This is a genomic window from Methylobacterium sp. A54F, assembly GCF_053346035.1.
The window spans coordinates 208362-225012 of the sequence record NZ_JBKFBF010000003.1 but is presented as its reverse complement, the minus strand read 5'-3'; the positions used below and the strand labels follow the sequence as shown (position 1 = coordinate 225012).

Below are 16651 nucleotides of genomic sequence, written 5' to 3'. Positions count from 1 at the left end.
GCCGGCCGGCCGCGGTTCCGGTCCATGGCGCCGCAGCCCGCCGCGCGATCGCCCAAACGAGAAGGCCCGCCGGATCGCTCCGGCGGGCCCCTTTTCGTCAGGCGTGGTCTCGGGGGTTCAGGCGAAGTAGCCGGTGCCGTCGCCGAAGGCCGCCGCGGTGACGCCCGACAGCTCCACCGTGCCGCCGCCGGACAGGCTCAGCACCAGGTTGCCGCCGGCCGAGGCCGCGCTCGTGTAGGTCTGCCCGTTCAGGTCCAGGCGGTCCCCCTCGCCCCGGCTGAAGCCGAGGATCAGGTCGCGGCCGGAATTGGCCCCGAACACGTAGCGGTCGGCCCCGAGGTCGCCCGACAGGATGTCGTCGCCGAGGTCGCCTGAGAGCACGTCGTCGCCCTGGCCACCGTAGAGGGTGTCCGAACCCTGGCCCCCGAACAGCGTGTCCGTCCCCTTGTTGCCGAACAGGATGTCGGCCCCGAGGTTGCCGAACAGCACGTCCGAATCCATGCCGCCGTAGAGGCTGTCGTTGCCCTGCCCGCCCCAGAGCGTGTCGTTGCCCTGGTTGCCGAACAGGACGTCGTCGCCCTTGTTGCCGAACACCGAGTCGTTGCCGGCGAGCCCCAGGTAGGTGTCGTTGCCCCCGAGCAGGAGGATCGCGTCGCCGCCGGCGGTGCCGAGGAGCGAGTCGTCGCCGTCGGTGGCCGTCGCCGCGGTTCCGCCGCCGCCGGCGGGACCGGTGGGACCGCCGCCACCACCGCCGCCGCCACCACCGCCGCCGCCGCCGGTGCTCGGAACGGGCGTGGTGTCGGTGAGGGTGACGTCGTTGCCGTCATCGCCCTTGTAGCTGATCGTGAAGGTCCGGCCGCCGCGCACGAGGCTGGCGCCCTCCGCGAGGCCCGCGAAGGTCCCGACCACCGAGTCCGTGCCGTCGTTCTCGATCAGGGTGAAGACCCGGCCGGTCGTGGAGGCGAAGCTGTCGACGCTCCTGAGGTCGAGCTTGGCGCCGGAGAGGCTCACGGTGCCGTCGACGACGACCTCGTCGTTCGCGCTGCCCGAGCCCAGACGCTCGACGAGGGTGGAGCCCGCCTTGAGGGCGAGGCCACCGACCGTCTGGTCGTAGCCGCCGAGGTCGAAGGTGGCATCCGCCGCGACCGTGAGGGCACCGTCGTCGGAGACCACGTCCGCGGCAGCGGCCCGCAACGTGCCGGCCAGCACCGTCGTCGTGCCGTCGGCGGCCGACCGCCCCGAAAGCGTCAGCGTGCCGCTGCCGTCCTTGACGAGGTCCAGATCGCCGTCGAGGTCGCCCGAGAAGGTCGTGTCCGCGTCCTGGCGGATGGTCAGGGTGGCCACGTCCTCGCCGTCGCTGGTGACGAGGCCGGCCCCCGACAGGCCGCCGACCGTCTGGTCGTGGCCGCCGAGGTCGAACGTGCCGTCCTCCGCGACCGTGAGGGCACCGTCGTCGGAGACCACGTCCGCGGCAGCGGCCCGCAGCGTGCCCGCCTGCACCGTCGTCGTGCCGTCGGCGGCCGACAGGCCCGACAGCGTCAGCGTACCGGCGCCGTCCTTGACGAGGTTCAGGTCGCCGTCGAGGCCGCCCGAGAAGATCGTGTCCGTGTCCTGGCTGACGGTCAGGGTGGCCACGTCCTCGCCGTCGCTGGTGACGAGGCCGGCCCCCGACAGGCCGCCGACCGTCTGGTCGTAGCCGCCGAGGTCGAAGGTGCCGTCCTCCGCGACCGTGAGGGCGCCGTCGCCGGGGATCACGTCCGCGGCAGCGGCCCGCAGCGTGCCGGCCAGCACCGTCGTCGTGCCCTCGGCGGCCGACAGGCCCGACAGCGTCAGCGTACCGGCGCCGTCCTTGACGAGGTTCAGGTCGCCGTCGAGACCGCCCGAGAAGATCGTGTCCGTGTCCTGGCTGACGGTCAGGGTGGCCGCCGCCTCGCCGTAGCTGGCGACGATGCCGGCGCCCGACAGGCCGCCGATGGCTTGGTCGAACCCGCCGAGGTCGAACGTGCCATCCGCCGCGACCGTGAGGGCGCCGTCGTTGGAGACCACGTCCGCGGCAGCGGCCCGCAACGTGCCGGCCAGCACCGTCGTGGCGCCGTCGGCGGCCGACCGCCCCGACAGCGTCAGCGTGCCGCTGCCGTCCTTGACGAGGTTCAGGTCGCCGTCGAGGTCGCCCGAGAAGGTCGTGTCCGTGTCCTGGCTGACGGTCAGGGTGGCCGCCGCCTTGCCGTCGCTGGTGACGAGGCCGGCGCCCGACAGGCCGCCGACCGTCTGGTCGAACCCGCCGAGGTCGAACGTGCCATCCTCCTCGACCGTAAGGGCGCCGTCGCCGGGGATCACGTCCTTGGCAGCTGCCCGCAGGGTACCCGCCTGCACCGTCGTCGTGCCCTCGGCGGCCGACAGGCCCGAGAGCGTCAGCGTGCCGCTGCCGTCCTTGACGAGGTTCAGGTCGCCGTCGAGGCCGCCCGAGAAGATCGTGTCCGTGTCCTGGTAGACCGTCAGGGTGGCCGCCGCCTCGCCGTAGCTGGCGACGAGGCCGGCGCCCGACAGGCCGCCGATGGCCTGGTCGAACCCGCCGAGGTCGAGCGTGCCGTCCGCCTCGACCGTCACCGCCGAGTCGTCCGAGAACGCACCCTCGGCACCGGCCGCCAGCGTGCCCTCGTGCACGATCGTGGCGCCGTCGTAGCCCGCACCGCCGACCAGGCTGCCGTCCTTGGCGGTGTGACGGCTCAGGGTCAGCTTGCCGGTGCCGAACTTATCCAGGCTGAGACCGCCGGAGCCGTCCTCGATCGCGCCGCCGAAGACGGAATCCGCCTCGGTGTCCACCGCGAGCGTGGCCGCCGTCTCGCCGTCGTTGGTGACGGTGCCCAGCCCGGACAGGCCGCCGATGGCCTGGTCGTAGCCGCCGAGGTCGAGCGTGGCGCCGTCGGCGATGCTCACCGCCGAGTCGTCCGAGAACGCGCCATCGGCCCCGGCCGCCAGCGTGCCGGCCTTCACGAGCGTGGCGCCGCTGTAGCTGTTTCCGGCCGAGAGGGCCGCGGCGGCCTTCGCCGACCCGTTGTTCCAGGGCGGCCCGGCGACCGACAGGGTCAGCGTGCCGCTGCCCGTCTTCTGAAGGCCGACGACGCCCGCCGCCTCGGCCTCCTCGTCGAACCCGTCATCGATGGTGCCCCGGAAGGTCTCGACGCCGTCGTCTCCGACCTCGAAGATCACGTCGGCCGCCTGCGCGACGCTGTTCGTCACGCCGTTGTAGAAGCCGATCGCCTTGTAGCCGCTGAGGGTCGCATCCTCGCCCTTGAGATCCAGAATTCTGCTCGGTGCCATGGTACGCGCTCCTGCGACGGTCACTCCGGCCTCGGTCGTCCTGGGACCGCAGGCCTAGGTATTCGGGTTCGGGGCAGCCGGGCGCGGTCCCTCCGCCGGCTCGGTGGCCGGGGAAGGTCATCCGTGCGCGGATGGTCCCTGTGGGCTACACAACTATAAATCGAGCACTTGGCCCGACTAAAATCGAGAACAGCAATCCCTCGCTGCCCTTAGGAGACTTTGTATCACTGTTTTTCAGGCTTTTTTAGGTTGACATAACAAATGATTAACGCGCGATCCGCCACCTTTGTCCTCAGAACACGCGATAAAGCCGATCAGTAGGCTGATGGGTTTCGCCCGCTCGTCGTCGTTCCGGTGCAGCGCTCGGAGCGGACCGGTTCGATGCGGCAAAGCTGTCTTGAGGAAATCGATCGTTGATCGTGCAACGATCTCCTGGAAAATCCGGGCCGCATCACGCCTCCGCCGGCATCTCGGCGTTGTCGATACGCTCGGGCGCGGCCCGATACGATGCGTCGACGCGCGAATAGGCTGCGGGCGCGGGCCGGACCAGGCCTGACGGAATGTTGCGGCCGCGCAACGTCCGGTGCGCTTCTCGGGGCTCGGCCCCCGGCCGCGCGCCGCCTGCGCAGTCTTCCGCGCCCCGCCCGGAAGCCCGCCCGGGCCGGATGGCCGCCCGGGCCGGAAGGCCCGCCCTACCCCTCCCGGGCGGCGAGGCGGTCGATCAGGCCGCGCATGCCCTCCGGCACCGGCGCGTCGGCCTCCCGCGCGTAGAGGGCGCGCAGCTGGCGGCCGATCTCGGCGAGGCTCAGCGAGCCCTTCAGGATCACCCGGTCGGCCTGGGCCGCGAGGCGCGCCTTCTCCTCGGGGGTGATCTCCTTGGCGGTCAGCACCACCACGGGCAGGTCGCGCCCGTCGGGCCTGGCGCGCAGCGCCCGCAGGAAGCTGAAGCCGTCCATCTCGGGCATCATCAGGTCGAGGAGGATCAGGTTCGGGGTCATCCGGTCGAGCCGCTCGAGGGCGGCACGGCCGTTCTCGGCCTCGGCGGTCTCCCAGCCGTCGCGGCTGAGCGTCCGGCGCAGGCGCTCGCGGGCATCCGCGTCGTCGTCGACGATGAGCGCGCAGGCCGAGACCCCGGCGGGGCGGTAGCGGTCCATCAGGACCTTGAGGCGGTCCCAGGCGATCGGCTTCACGAAGTAGTCGGTGGCCCCGAGCGCCTGGCCGAGGCCCTGCTCGGCCACCACCGAGGTCATGATGACGGGGATGCCGGCGAGCTCGGGGTCGCTGCGCACCGCGTGCAGCACCGCCCAGCCGTCCATGCGGGGCATCTCCACGTCGAGGAGGATCGCCCGGGGCTTCAGCGCCCGGGCGAGCGTCAGCCCCGCCCGGCCGTCGTTGGCGGTGCGCACCCGGAATCCCTCGCGCTCGAGGAAGCGCTGCAGGAGCTCGCGCGCGGCGGGGTCGTCGTCCACGAGGAGGACGGTGTCGTGCTCCTCGTGCTCGGGGATCGGCGGCGCCTCCAGCGCCCCCTCGGCGGGGGCCGCCTCGGCATCCTCGGGGGCGAGCACGGCGGGCAGGCGGATCGTGAAGGTCGCGCCCGCGCCGGGCCGGCTCTCCACCGTGATGTCGCCGCCCATCTTGCGGCAGAAGGCGCGGGTGATGGCGAGGCCGAGCCCGGTGCCGCCGAACTGGCGGGTGGTGGATTCGTCGGCCTGCGCGAAGCGCTCGAACAGGCGGCCGATCTGCTCGGGGCTCAGGCCGATGCCGGTGTCGGCGACCGAGAACTGCACCCAGTCCGCCGCGTCCTCCCGGCGGCGCTCGACGCTCAGGGCGATCAGCCCGTTCTCGGTGAACTTCGCGGCGTTGCCGATCAGGTTCAGGAGGCACTGGCGGATCTTGGTCTGGTCCTGGCGCATCGTCCCGAGGTCGGGGCCGAGGCGGGTCTCGAAGCGGTTGCGCTTCTTCTCCACCAGCGAGCCGGTGGCGTCGGCGACGTCGGCGACGAGGGCCTCCACGGAGAAGTCCTCGGCCGAGACGGTCATGCGCCCGGCCTCGATCTTCGAGATGTCGAGGACGTCGTTGATCAGGCTGAGGAGGTGGCGGGCCGCCGCCTCGATCTTGCGCAGGTCCGGCAGCAGCGCGGCCTGGCCGAGGTCCTCGAGCTCCTCGCCGAGCATCTCCGAGTAGCCGATCACCGCCGAGAGGGGCGTCCTCAGCTCGTGGCTCATGTTGGCGATGAACTGGCTTTTCGCGAGGTTCGCGGCCTCCGCGGCGCGGCGTGCGGCCTCCACCCCGGCCTCCGCCTCCTTGCGGCCGCTGATGTCGATGTTGAGGCCGACCCACTCGCGGATGCGCCCGTCCGGCTCCAGCACCGGCACGCCCTGCACCTCGGTGTGGCGCCACTGCCCGTCCGCGCGGCGGAGCCGGTACTCGACGCAGTAGGGCGTCGCGCTCTCCACGCAGCGCGCCCAGACCTCGGCCGCGTGGGCGCGGTCGTCGGGGTGCACCGCATCGACCCAGCCCCAGCCCTGGTAGGCCTCCTCGGACTGGCCCGTATAGGCGCTCCAGCGGGGCTGCGGCGGCGTCAGGGCGCCCGCGGCGTCCGTGGTCCAGATCACCGCCGCGGAGGCGTCCACCAGGGCGCGGAAGCGCTCCTCGGAGCGGCGCAGGCGGTCCTCGGCGGCGCGGGTGCCGGTGACGTCGGTGTTGGTGCCGTACCAGCGCAGGATCCGCCCCTGCGCGTCCCGGTGGGGCAGCGCCTGCGACAGGAACCAGCGGTAGGCGCCGTCGGCGCCCCGCAGCGGGAAGGTGTCCTCCCAGGGCTCCCCGGCCGCGATGGCGGCCCGGTAGCGCGCGGTCACGGCCTCGACGTGGTCGGGGTGGTGCACGGCGCGCCAGCCCCAGCCCCGCATGGTGTCGAGGCTCGTGCCCGTGAAGTCGTACCAGCGCCTGTTGTACCAGACGATGGTGCCGTCGGGCTCGGCCATCCAGGCGAGCTGCGGCAGCGTCTCGGCGAGGTTGCGGTAGTCGGCGTCGGCGATGGCGCCCACCTCGGGACCCACCTCGGGGCCCGCGTCCCGACTGTCGTCTCGGCTCATGCGCTGACCGGCGTCCCGCTGTCCCTGCCGGCGGCACCGCCGGTCGTCCGGGGATCCCTATACCATCTCGCGGGCGCGCTCATCGTTTCCCGCGCTCCGGTGCCGGCGGCCGCGCCCCGGCGCCGCGGGCCGCCCGCAGGGAATCGAGCGCGTAGAGGGCGAGCGCCAGCCAGATCAGGCCGAACATCACGGCCTGCGGCGGGGCGACGCGCTCGCCGTAGGCGGCGACGCTCAGAACCAGCAGGCAGGTCGGCGCGAGGTACTGCAGGAGGCCGAGGGTGGCCAGCCGCAGGCGCACGGCGGCGGCCGCGAACCAGATCAGCGGCACCGCCGTGGTGATGCCGGTGAGCATCAGGAGCGCGCGGTCGCCCGCGGCGGGGGGCAGGAGGGGCGTCGGGTCCTGGGCGAGGTAGAGGAGCGCCGGTGGCGTCAGCACCAGGGTCTCGGCCAGGAAGCCGATCACCGGGTCGATGCCCACCACCTTCCGGACGAGGCCGTAGAGGGAGAAGCTCGCGGCGAGCGCCAGCGCCACCCAGGGCAGGCTGCCGGCGAGCGCCACCGCGAGGGCGACGCCGAGCCCCGCGATTCCCACCGCGACGGCCTGCAACGGGCGCAGGCGCTCGCCCAGCACAACGGCCCCGAGCGCCACGCTGACGAGGGGGTTGATGTAGTAGCCGAGGCTCGCGTCGAGGAGGTGGCCGCTGTTCACCGCGCGCAGGTAGAGCAGCCAGTTCACGCCGATGAGCCCGGCGGAGGCGACGAGCAGCGCGTGGGCCGGGCGCAGGGGCAGCGGGCTGGCGAGCCGCCGCCGCCACAGGGCCACGAGGAGGAGCGCGAACAGGCTCGACCACAGGATGCGCTCGGCCAGGATGAAGGCCGGCGAGAAGGCCGCGAGCAGCCGGAAATGCACCGGGACGACGAGGCCCCAGCTCAGGTAGGCGCCGAGCGCGTAGACGAGCCCCATCCGAGCGTCCCCGCTTGCGAGGCCCCCGCCTCCGCCCGGGCCGGGCGGAGGCCCGCGGGGGCCGGCGCGGGTCATAGCCGCCCGGGGCGCGTCCGGTCAGCCCGTCTCGCGCAGGGCCGATCCGCGCGCGGGACCCCGCGGGGACCCTCGGTGCCGACCCGCAGGGCCGGCGCTCAGCGCTTCTGGGGCAGGATCGGGTCGCCGCGCATCAGGGCGTTCAGCCGCTCGGTGTCGAAGCCGTTCGGGATCTGCGCGCGCTTGGCGGCGGCCTTCTCAGCCTTGGAGTCGACCTTGGGGTCGGCCTTCCCGGGCCTGGCCTCCGGCCCGAGGCCGGGCGCCGGGGCGATCGAGCCGGTGGCGGAGGGCTCGGGCGCCGGGCGGGCGGGCCGCGGGCGCTCGGGGACGGCCTGCGTCAGGCGGTCCACGCTGACGAAGCCGATCACGAGGGTGCCGGCGCCGATGGTGGCGCCGAGGAGCAGGGGACGCAGGATACGCAACGGACGACCGATCCCGGATACGCGGACAGGCAGGAGGCCACGATACGGCCCGGTCCGTTAACGATCCGGGCAATGCGGACCGGAACCCGCGCGGCGGGCGCGTCGGCCGGGATCGGCCGGGATCGGGCTCAGCCGAGCTTCGCCACCGCGATGACGTTGCCCTCCACCAGGGAGAAGCCGATGCCGGCCTCGCGCAGGGCCGCGACGGCGACGTGGCGGCTGCGGGCGGCGGGCCCCTCGGCCCCCTCCTCCAGGCGCCGGATCGTCGAGACCGAGAGGCCGCTCGCCTGGGCGAAGTCGGCGAGCGTCCAGTCGAGCAGCGCGCGGCCCGCCCGCAGGTGGGCGCCCTCGATGGCCTGCTCCATGCCGCGCAGCACGTCGCCGGTGGCCTCCGGCACGTCCATCTCGGCCGGCACGATCACCAGGGTCCAGCTCTCGATGGCGCCGTCGGCGCCGCGCAGGGGCACGGCCGTGAAGCTGAAGGCGCGCCGGCCCCCGTCGGCCAGGACCAGCGTCGGGGTGACCCGGAAGGGCTTGCCCGCCCCGTAGAAGCCCGGCATGGCCTCGCGCCACTGCGCCTGCTCCTCGGGCGCGATCGGGGCGGCCCAGTCCGCCTGCAGGTCCTCGCGGCGCAGGCCCGTGAGCGCCAGGAATTCCGGGCCGTACTCGGTGAAGGGCCCGGTCCGCTCGGTGTAGACGAAGACCTGGGCCTGCTCGGCGAGCGCCCGGCGGCGCTGGCTCTCGGCGCGCTGCAGGCGGGCGAGCTGCTCGCGGTCGGAGACGTCGATGAGCACGCCCGAGGCGCCGGTGGGCCGGCCGTCCGGGCCGAAGAAGATCTCGCCGCGGCTGCGCAGGGTGCGCTGCGTGCCGTCCGGCCGGAGCAGCCGGAAGACCTGGTCGCGGATCAGGCCCGCCTGCACGATCTCGGCGGCGCTCGCCATGCTGGGCCGGTCCTCCGGGTGGACGAGGCCGAGGATCAGCTCGTAGTCCGGCCTGACGGTGCCGGCCTCGAGCCCGAGCAGCCGGTAGAGGCCCGGGGACCATTGCTGCTCGCCGGTCGCGAAGGTCCAGCCCCAGGTGCCGCTCAGGCCGAGCGTCTCGATCAGCCGCATGAACTCGCGGGACGAGAAGCGGAGGGTCTGCGCGGTGTCGGACGGGGACATCATGGGGCCGAGGCTTCATGAGGACTGGAACGCGCCCCGTGGAACGCCGGGCGTCTACGCATTCGTCGCCCGCCCCCGAAGGCGTGCCGCCGCCCCGGACAGAACGCACAAGGTTTTCGGACCCGTGCCGGCCGAGATTTCGCGGCGTCCCAGCCGCGAGGAGCCCGCCGAGTGCTGCGGACCGACGCGCGACTTCTACTCAAGGTTGGACGGTCAACAGAAGCTGAGCGACGAATGCAGCGCATTTTAACAAAAGGCAATTCCGCCCGATACCCCCTGCGGTCCGCCTCAGCACTCGCCGGGGCCTGCCTCAGGCGCGGTCGCCGGCGGCGAGGCGGCGCTCGATGAACCCGGCGTAGCGGGCCATGGCGAAGCAGCCCGCGAAGTAGACGAGCGCCGCGAAGGCGTAGGCCGTCACCGGCACGCCGGGCGCCGCCCAGCGCGGGTCCGCCCGGGCCGCCTCGAGCGCCCGGATGAAGTCCGACAGGCCGACGATCGAGACGAGGGTGGTGTCCTTGAACAGGCCGATCAGGGTGTTGACGATGGCGGGCACCACGAGCTTGAGGGCCTGGGGCAGCACGATCAGGCGGGTGATCTGGCCCCGGCTCATCCCCAGCGCCTCGGCGGCCCGCACCTGCCCCTCGGGCACCGCCTGGAGGCCGCCGCGCACCACCTCGGCCATGTAGGCGGAGGCGAACAGGGCGATGCCGACGAGGGGCCGCACCAGCCGGTCGACCGTGAGGTCGGCGGGCAGGACGAGGGGCAGCATCACGTTGGCCATGAACAGCACGGCGATGAGGGGCACGCCGCGCCAGAACTCGATGAAGGCGACGCAGAGGAGGCGCACCACGGGCAGGCGCGAGCGGCGCCCGAGCGCCAGCAGGATCCCGAGCGGCAGCGCGGCGACGATGCCGACGAGGGAGACCAGCACCGTGACGAGGAGGCCGCCCCAGAGGGTGGTGGGCACCGCGGCGAGCCCGAGGCCCGGCATCCCGGCGAGCAGCCCGTAGGCCGCGGCCGGGACCACCCCGAACGCGAACACCGCCCCGAGCCGGCGGGCCGGCGCGCCGGGCCACAGCATCCAGCCGAGCGCCAGGGCGGAGAGCGCGAAGAACAGGTTCGCCCGCCAGCGGCTCCCGGCCGGGTAGGAGCCGTAGGTCAGGTAGGCGATCTTGTCGCCGATGAAGGCCCAGCAGGCCCCGACCGGGCGCCCCGCCACCTCCGGCCGGCAGGCGGCGCCGAAATTGCCCGTCCAGACCGCGTCGATCACCAGGAAGCGGATGACGGGCGGCAGCGCGAGGGCGAGGAGGACCAGGATCACGAGGGTGGTGAGGGCGTTGCCGGGCCCGGAGAGGAAGTTCTCCCGGATCCAGGCGGCGGGCCCGGGCCTGCCCGGCGGGCCATTTTCGCGCGGCGGGCTATTCTTGGGCGGCGGGCCATTCTTGGGCGGCGGCGCGCTCATCGGCGCCAGGCCCCGAGCACGCGGGCATTGTAGAGGTTCATGGCGAGCGCCGTGGCGAGGCTCAGGGCGAGGTAGACGGCGAGCGTCAGGCTCACCGCCTCCACGGCCTGGTTCGTCTGGTTGAGGACCGTGCCCATCATCACGTGGACGAGGTCGGGGTAGCCGATCAGCACGGCGAGCGAGGAGTTCTTGGTGAGGTTGAGGAACTGGCTCGTCAGCGGCGGCACGATCACCCGCAGGGCCTGGGGCAGCACGACGAGGCGCAGCGCCTGCAGCCGCGTGAAGCCCAGGGCCGAAGCGGCCTGCCCCTGCCCCCGCGCCACCCCCGCGATGCCGCCTCGCACGATCTCGGCGATGAAGGCCGCCGTGTAGGTGGAGAGCCCGGCGAGCAGCGCCACGAACTCGGGCTGCAGCGCGAGCCCGCCCTCGATGTCGAAGGGCCCCGGGGCGGGGAATTCCAGGGGGACGGGGCGGCCGGCGAGCGCCAGCCCGCCCCAGGCGAGCGCCGGCAGCCCCAGGGCGAGGGCGAGGCCCGGCAGGAGCACGGGCGGCCCCTCCCCGCCCCGCCGGGCCCGCGCCCGGGCGGTCAGCGCGAGGGCGAGGCCCGCGAGCAGCCCGAGCCCGAGCGCTGCCGGCACCAGGGCGTGGACCCCCGAGAAGTCGGGCCGCGGCACGAACAGGCCGCGCTGGGTGAGGAGCGCGGACCCGAGCACCGCCGGGTCGCGGGGCGGCGGCAGGGCCGCCCGCACGGCGACGTACCAGACGAGGAGCTGCAGGAGCAGCGGCACGTTGCGGAACAGCTCCACGTAGGCGCGGGCGAGGCCGCGCAGGATCAGGTTCGGGGAGAAGCGCGCCGCCCCCACCGAGACCCCGATCAGGCTCGCGAGCCCGATGCCGAGCCCCGAGACCAGGAGCGTGTTGAGGAGCCCGACCAGGAAGGCGTCCGCGTAGGTCGCGCGGGCGGCCGAGTAGGGGATCAGGCTCTGGCTGATGTCGAAGCCCGCCGGCCGCCACAGGAAGCCGAAGCCCGCCACCAGCCCCTGGCGGGCGAGCTTCTCCGCGGCGTTCGTCGCGGCGCCGTAGACGAGGGCCGCGGCCCCGAAAAGGAGGGCAGCCTGGAGGGCGGCCTGGAGCACGAGCCCCCGCCAGGAGGCGCGCCGGGCCTCCCGCATCGGCCCCCTCTCCCTCATCGGATCGGCGGCCCGTACTGCAGGCCGCCCTTCGTCCAGAGCTCGTTGAGGCCGCGGGGGATGTTCAGCGGCGTGCCCGCCCCGAGGTTGCGGGCGTAGACCTCCCCGTAATTGCCCACGTGCCGGACGATCCGGTAGGCCCAGTCGTTCGTGAGCCCGAGCATCTCGCCGTAGCGGCCCTCGACCCCGAGGATGCGGCGCACGTCCGGGCTCGGGGTCTCCCGGCGCAGGGCCTCGACGTTCTCCTGGCGGATGCCGGCCTCCTCGGCGTCGACCATCGCGAAGTGGGTCCAGGCCACGATGTCGCGCCATTGCGGGTCGCCCTGGCGCACGCCCGGCGCGAAGGGCTCCTTCGAGATGGTCTCGGGCAGGACCTCGTAGGCCTCCGGCTGGGCGAGCTGCAGGCGCTCGCCGTAGAGGGAGGACTTGTCGGTGGAGTAGGCGTCGCAGCGCCCCGATTCGAAGGCGCGCCGGGTCTCCTCGGCGGTGGCGTAGGCCACGACCCGGTAGGTCAGGCCGTGGCTGCGGAACCAGTCGGCGAGGTTGAGCTCGGTGGTGGTGCCCTGCTGCAGGCAGATGCTCGCCCGGTCGAGCCCGGCGACGTGGCCGACGCCGCTGTCCCGGCGGACCAGGAAGCCCTGGCCGTCGTAGAAGTTGATGGCCGGGAAATCGAGCTTCGCCCCGGCGTCGCGGGCGAGCGTCCAGGTGGTGTTGCGCACGAGGACGTCGACCTCGCCCGATTGCAGCGCCGTGAACCGGGCGGGGGCGGCGAGCGGCACGAACCGAACCTTCTCGGGATCGTCGAAGACCGCCGCCGCGAGCGCCCGGCAGAAGTCGATGTCGAGCCCCTGCCAGCGCCCCTGCCCGTCCGGCATGCCGAAGCCCGCGACGCCGGGGCTCGACCCGCAGAGGAGGTGCCCGCGGGCCCGGATCTCGGCCAGCAGCCCGTCCGCGCGGGCCGGAAGGGCAAGGGCCGCCGCGAGGGCGAGGCCCGCCGCGAGGGCCGGTGCGGCGCGCCGGCGGGATCGCGAGGGGCGGATCGGCGGAGGAGTCATGCCCCTGCCATGCCGAGGATCCGGCGGCGCGGTCAAGGCGGGGAGGTCAAAGCGGGGCGGTCAAGGCGGGGCGGCCTGCGGCACCGGTCCGCCTTGTTCGGGCATCGCAACCTCTGGTACGGCCGCGCCGGGGGTGGTTGTCTTCGAACGGCGAGGCGCATGACGCACGCAACCCCCGCGAACGCCCCCCTCTCGAGCGGCCCCCGGGAGAGCGACCCCCGGGAGAGCGACCCCGGGGTCATCGTCGCGGGGCTCGGCACGCTCTGCCTGACGAGCCACACCCTCAAGCAGATGGGGCTCAAGGAATCGTCGATGCCGTTCGACTGGATCTTCTCGTCGCCCGGCATGGTGGCGCACGCGATCCGGGACGATTTCGGGGCGTTCCTCGACCGGCGGAACATGCAGGAGGTCCCCGTCGCGGCGCGGCCGGACCCCGGGCTCTATCGGGCCGAGAACCTGTTCTACAAGACGCAGTACGGCGTCCACTACATCTACAATCACCATAACCCCGAGTCGAACGACGCGGACTACGCCTACTTCGTGCGGTGCGTGGACCGCTTCCGGCGCGCGCTCGCGGGCGATCGGACAATCCTTTTCGTCATGCTGCGGCACTGCTTCAGCCGGCCGGACGACGCCGCGTTCGACGACTACGCGGCCATCTCGGAACTCGTGCGCCCCCACGCCCTGCTCTGCGTCGAGACCTACCGGTCCGAGGTGCTCGCCCCGCGCTACGAGGTCGCCGTCCGGGTGGGCAACCTGGAGATCGGGCGCCTCCGCTCCGTCTCGGCCTGCAACGGCCTGTTCTTCGATGAGCCCGGGGACTTCGAGGCCCTCGCCGGCCTGATCCGGGACCGCGCGGACGCGCTCCGGCCAAATGGGTCCCTGCAAAATGGGCCCCTGCCAAGTGCGTCCCTGCCAGGCGCATCAGCGGCTTGACCCCGCCGCCGCGGGCGGGCTTCGTGCGGCACACCACGCGCCTCACGGCCAGCCTCCCATGCGGACTCCCAGGTCGAAGCCCCCGATGCCGAAGCCCCCGATGTCGAAGACCCCCCGCGACCCTTCCGAGACGGCCGAACGGTTCGGGCCCGCCACCCGGCTGGTCCATGCGGGGCGGGACCCGGCCGCGCAGCACGGCTTCGTCAACACGCCGATCTACCGCGGCTCGACGGTGCTCTACCCCACCTACGACGCGATCAAGCACCGGCGGGGCCGCTACAACTACGGCACCTCCGCGACCCCCACCATGGACGCGCTCACCGAGGCCTGGACGGAGCTCTCGGGGGCGGCCGGCAGCGTCGCCACGCCGTCCGGCCTCTCGGCGCTGACGGTGGCCCTGATGGCCGCGGTCTCGGCGGGCGACCACCTCCTCGTCACCGATTCCGCCTACCGCCCCACCCGCCAGTTCTGCGACGGGGTGCTGGCCCGCTACGGCGTCGCGGTCGAGTACTACGACCCGCGCGTCGGGGCGGATATCGCCGGGCTGATGCGCGAGACCACGCGGGCCGTCCTCGTCGAGGCGCCGGGCTCGCAGAGCTTCGAGATGCAGGACGTGCCGGCCATCGCCGCGGCCGCCCACGCCCGGGACGCCGCGGTGATCATGGACAACACCTGGGCGACGCCGCTGCTGTTCCCGCCCCACGCGCGCGGCGTCGACATCGCGGTCGAGGCCGGCACCAAGTACCTCAGCGGCGGCTCGGACCTGCTCCTCGGCCTCGTCTCGGCGAACGCCCGGTACTACCCGGCGGTGCGCCGCACCTTCGACCACTTCGCCCCCTGCGCGGGCCCCGAGGACCTGTTCCTGGCGCTGCGCGGCCTGCGCACCATGGCCCTGCGCCTGCGCGAGCACGGCCGGGCGGGGCTCGAGATGGCGCGCTGGCTGCAGGCGCGGCCCGAGGTGCTGCGGGTGCTCCACCCCGGCCTGCCCGAGGACCCGGGCCACGCCATCTGGACCCGCGACTTCGCGGGCGCCTCGGGCCTGTTCGGGGTGATCCTGAAGCCGGTGCCGGAGGCGGCGGTCGCCGCGATGCTCGACGGGCTGGAGCTGTTCGGGATGGGCTTCTCCTGGGGCGGCTTCGAGAGCCTGGTGATCCCCTTCGACTGCGCCCCCTACCGCAGCGCCACCCGCTGGGCCCCGGGCGGCCCGGCCTTGCGCTTCCACATCGGCCTCGAGGAGGTGGACGACCTCAAGGCGGACCTCGAGGCCGGCTTCGCGCGGCTGCGGGCGGCGGGGTGATCGGCCGGCCCCCATCCGCGTCGCGCCTCAGGCGGGCGCGGGCCCCTGCATCCTGAACTGCCCCTCGTAGGCGTGCTCCGGCATGCCGAGGGTCTGCTCGAAGATGAGCTGGCAGATCCGCATGCCCGTCCGCAGGCGGATCGGCAGGGGGCCGTGGTTGATGATCTCGAGCTGGATCGACGGCGCCTTGAAGCCGCAATGGATGGTGGGGGCCGTCACGTGGACCGCGAGGCCCAGCCGGGCCAGGGAGCTCTTCCCCTCGACCCGGGCGGCGACGCGGCCGTGCTCGTGCAGCTGCACCCGCTCGCGCGTCCAGGCCAGGATCAGCGACCGGCCGCCCAGGACGTAGCCCTCGGCGGGGTCGATCTGGCGCTCCTCGCTGAGGCTGCGGATCACCGCCATCACGTCGAAGCCCGGGATGGCGGGGTCGACCGCCGCGTCGAGGCCGAGGGTGCCGGGCCTGAAGGTTCTGATCGTCTGGGCCAGCGTCAGGTCGACGCTGGTCGAGGAGTAGGATTCCTTGTCGGGCAGCGGCGTGATCGAGATCAGGCCGCTGCCCAGGGAGTGCTTTATCTCACGATCAGTCAGGATCAAGCATACACCCTGGACCTCGTCTCATCGGGCGAGAGGCTCTCCTCCGGGACCCAGACCCGCCAGGCGCCCTGGAAGGTCTCGCGCGGAAGCTCGATGAGATAGAAGTCTCCCTCGCGCTCGACCGGATAGCCGATCCGGAGAGTTTTCCCAAGCAGGGCCTCCCTGTCAACGGCGAGCTTCGCGTCGCCGTCGCGGGTCGCGACGCAGACCACCACCTCCTCCGGGTGAAGACCCAGGCCGACTTCCGTCACCGCGACACGCATCATCCGCTCCTCCCGGGTGCTGTTCGTCCGTTGCGCCGCGAGACTAACGCGGTTCCGGCTCGGGGCCACGCTCGCGCGTCGGGTTCCTCCCGGAACGCACAGGCCGATCGAAAGCTAGAGCTTGGAACATAACAAGAACAAGCTTGATTCGCACGCCTCACGGCGCCAGCCAGCGCCCGGTCCAGGCCCCGTCCGCCTCCCGCGCCCAGGCGGCGCGGCGGTGGCCGGCCCGGGCGAGGTAGAGGGCCTCGAGGCGCTCGGGCCGCAGGAGGAGGACGGCGAAGTGCGGGCGGCCGAGGGTGCGGGCGGCCTCGGCGTCCGGCAGCGCGTAGGCGCCGCCGGCGGGCAGGACCGTGCCGGGACCGGGCTCGGCTCCGTAGCAGACCCGGCTCATCGCCTGCGCCGCGTCCCAGGCCGCGTCCGCCAGCGCGTCGTCCGTGTGCAGGGTGGCGCGCCCCTCCGCGCGCACCTGCAGGGTCGCGTCCGGGTCGTAGGCCTGGAGCGCGAACGCGCCGCTCCCGGCGATCTCCCGGGCCTTGTCGGAGCGGCGGTCGCAATGGACCCGCAGCGTGCCGGCGGCCGCATCGACGGCGCGCAGCACCACCGTGCGGGCCCGGGGCCGGCCGGCGGCGTCGACGGTGGCGAGCGTCGGCACGTGGAAGGCGGAGCGCCGGTCGCGGGCGCCCCGCGCGAGGGCCTCCCACAGGGCCTCCCGGAACAGGACGAGGTCGTCGTAGAAGTCGGGCAGGTCCTTCACGGGCGAGTCCTTCGCGGGCAAGTCCTTCAAGAGCAGGTCCTTCGCGGCTGGGTCCTT

13 protein-coding genes are annotated in these 16651 nt (G+C 73.4%); 2 read left to right on the top strand and 11 right to left on the bottom strand.

The genetic code is table 11. The features are described from left to right. Positions 1 to 117: 117 nt before the first annotated feature. The 8 genes from ACLBXP_RS07315 to ACLBXP_RS07280 all read right to left on the bottom strand — a co-directional run bounded on the left by ACLBXP_RS07315 (position 118) and on the right by ACLBXP_RS07280 (position 12747). Positions 118 to 3321, bottom strand: coding sequence for a beta strand repeat-containing protein (locus ACLBXP_RS07315; RefSeq protein WP_447666929.1), 3204 nt, complete (start codon positions 3319 to 3321; stop codon positions 118 to 120). Positions 3322 to 4013: 692 nt separating this feature from the next. After that, the gene (locus ACLBXP_RS07310) at positions 4014 to 6416 is read right to left on the bottom strand and encodes a response regulator (RefSeq protein WP_447666928.1); all 2403 of its coding nucleotides are present in this window, start codon (positions 6414 to 6416) and stop codon (positions 4014 to 4016) included. Positions 6417 to 6495: 79 nt separating this feature from the next. After that, positions 6496 to 7380, bottom strand: coding sequence for an EamA family transporter RarD (rarD, locus tag ACLBXP_RS07305; protein ID WP_447666927.1), 885 nt, complete (start codon positions 7378 to 7380; stop codon positions 6496 to 6498). 173 nt (positions 7381 to 7553) lie between these two features. Further along, complete coding sequence (locus tag ACLBXP_RS07300) at positions 7554 to 7877, bottom strand: hypothetical protein (RefSeq protein ID WP_447666926.1); 324 nt, start codon at positions 7875 to 7877, stop codon at positions 7554 to 7556. Positions 7878 to 8005: 128 nt separating this feature from the next. Continuing rightward, positions 8006 to 9043 (bottom strand): PAS domain-containing protein, encoded by a 1038-nt coding sequence (locus ACLBXP_RS07295; RefSeq protein WP_447666925.1) that lies wholly within the window; start codon positions 9041 to 9043, stop codon positions 8006 to 8008. A gap of 307 nt (positions 9044 to 9350) precedes the next feature. Continuing rightward, the gene (locus ACLBXP_RS07290; protein ID WP_447666924.1) at positions 9351 to 10502 is read right to left on the bottom strand and encodes an amino acid ABC transporter permease; all 1152 of its coding nucleotides are present in this window, start codon (positions 10500 to 10502) and stop codon (positions 9351 to 9353) included. Next, complete coding sequence (locus ACLBXP_RS07285) at positions 10499 to 11674, bottom strand: amino acid ABC transporter permease (protein ID WP_447666923.1); 1176 nt, start codon at positions 11672 to 11674, stop codon at positions 10499 to 10501. Before ACLBXP_RS07285 ends, ACLBXP_RS07290 begins: the two co-directional genes overlap by 4 nt. 14 nt (positions 11675 to 11688) lie before the next feature. Beyond that, on the bottom strand, positions 11689 to 12747 hold the full coding sequence (locus tag ACLBXP_RS07280; RefSeq protein ID WP_447666922.1) for an amino acid ABC transporter substrate-binding protein: 1059 nt from the start codon (positions 12745 to 12747) through the stop codon (positions 11689 to 11691). Positions 12748 to 12906: 159 nt separating this feature from the next. On the opposite strand from ACLBXP_RS07280, the gene ACLBXP_RS07275 reads away from it, so the two are divergent. Both ACLBXP_RS07275 and metC read left to right on the top strand, forming a co-directional pair. Further along, on the top strand, positions 12907 to 13683 hold the full coding sequence (locus ACLBXP_RS07275) for a DUF1796 family putative cysteine peptidase (protein ID WP_447666921.1): 777 nt from the start codon (positions 12907 to 12909) through the stop codon (positions 13681 to 13683). 100 nt (positions 13684 to 13783) lie between these two features. Further along, a complete protein-coding gene (gene metC, locus ACLBXP_RS07270; protein ID WP_447666920.1) occupies positions 13784 to 14980 on the top strand; it encodes a cystathionine beta-lyase in 1197 nt (398 codons plus the stop codon). A gap of 27 nt (positions 14981 to 15007) precedes the next feature. Here metC and dcd read toward each other — a convergent pair whose 3' ends face one another. The 3 genes from dcd to ACLBXP_RS07255 all read right to left on the bottom strand — a co-directional run bounded on the left by dcd (position 15008) and on the right by ACLBXP_RS07255 (position 16594). Further along, positions 15008 to 15574 carry a dCTP deaminase gene (gene dcd, locus ACLBXP_RS07265; protein WP_447666919.1) on the bottom strand — a complete coding sequence of 189 codons (567 nt, stop codon included), beginning with the start codon at positions 15572 to 15574 and terminating at the stop codon, positions 15008 to 15010. Then, on the bottom strand, positions 15571 to 15840 hold the full coding sequence (locus ACLBXP_RS07260; RefSeq protein ID WP_447666918.1) for a hypothetical protein: 270 nt from the start codon (positions 15838 to 15840) through the stop codon (positions 15571 to 15573). The genes dcd and ACLBXP_RS07260 overlap by 4 nt, the downstream gene beginning before the upstream one ends. 154 nt (positions 15841 to 15994) lie before the next feature. Further along, the gene (locus ACLBXP_RS07255) at positions 15995 to 16594 is read right to left on the bottom strand and encodes a pyridoxamine 5'-phosphate oxidase family protein (protein WP_447667114.1); all 600 of its coding nucleotides are present in this window, start codon (positions 16592 to 16594) and stop codon (positions 15995 to 15997) included. Positions 16595 to 16651: the final 57 nt, after the last annotated feature.

Bases quoted from the DNA above. Each gene is read 5' to 3' on its own strand.
- ACLBXP_RS07280 (WP_447666922.1), bottom strand. From the start codon at position 12,747: ATGACTCCTCCGCCGATCCGCCCCTCGCGATCCCGCCGGCGCGCCGCA.
- ACLBXP_RS07315 (WP_447666929.1), bottom strand. From the start codon at position 3,321: ATGGCACCGAGCAGAATTCTGGATCTCAAGGGCGAGGATGCGACCCTC.
- metC (WP_447666920.1), top strand. From the start codon at position 13,784: ATGTCGAAGACCCCCCGCGACCCTTCCGAGACGGCCGAACGGTTCGGG.
- ACLBXP_RS07285 (WP_447666923.1), bottom strand. From the start codon at position 11,674: ATGCGGGAGGCCCGGCGCGCCTCCTGGCGGGGGCTCGTGCTCCAGGCC.
- ACLBXP_RS07260 (WP_447666918.1), bottom strand. From the start codon at position 15,840: ATGATGCGTGTCGCGGTGACGGAAGTCGGCCTGGGTCTTCACCCGGAG.
- rarD (WP_447666927.1), bottom strand. From the start codon at position 7,380: ATGGGGCTCGTCTACGCGCTCGGCGCCTACCTGAGCTGGGGCCTCGTC.
- ACLBXP_RS07310 (WP_447666928.1), bottom strand. From the start codon at position 6,416: ATGAGCCGAGACGACAGTCGGGACGCGGGCCCCGAGGTGGGTCCCGAG.
- ACLBXP_RS07295 (WP_447666925.1), bottom strand. From the start codon at position 9,043: ATGATGTCCCCGTCCGACACCGCGCAGACCCTCCGCTTCTCGTCCCGC.
- ACLBXP_RS07290 (WP_447666924.1), bottom strand. From the start codon at position 10,502: ATGAGCGCGCCGCCGCCCAAGAATGGCCCGCCGCCCAAGAATAGCCCG.
- ACLBXP_RS07275 (WP_447666921.1), top strand. From the start codon at position 12,907: ATGACGCACGCAACCCCCGCGAACGCCCCCCTCTCGAGCGGCCCCCGG.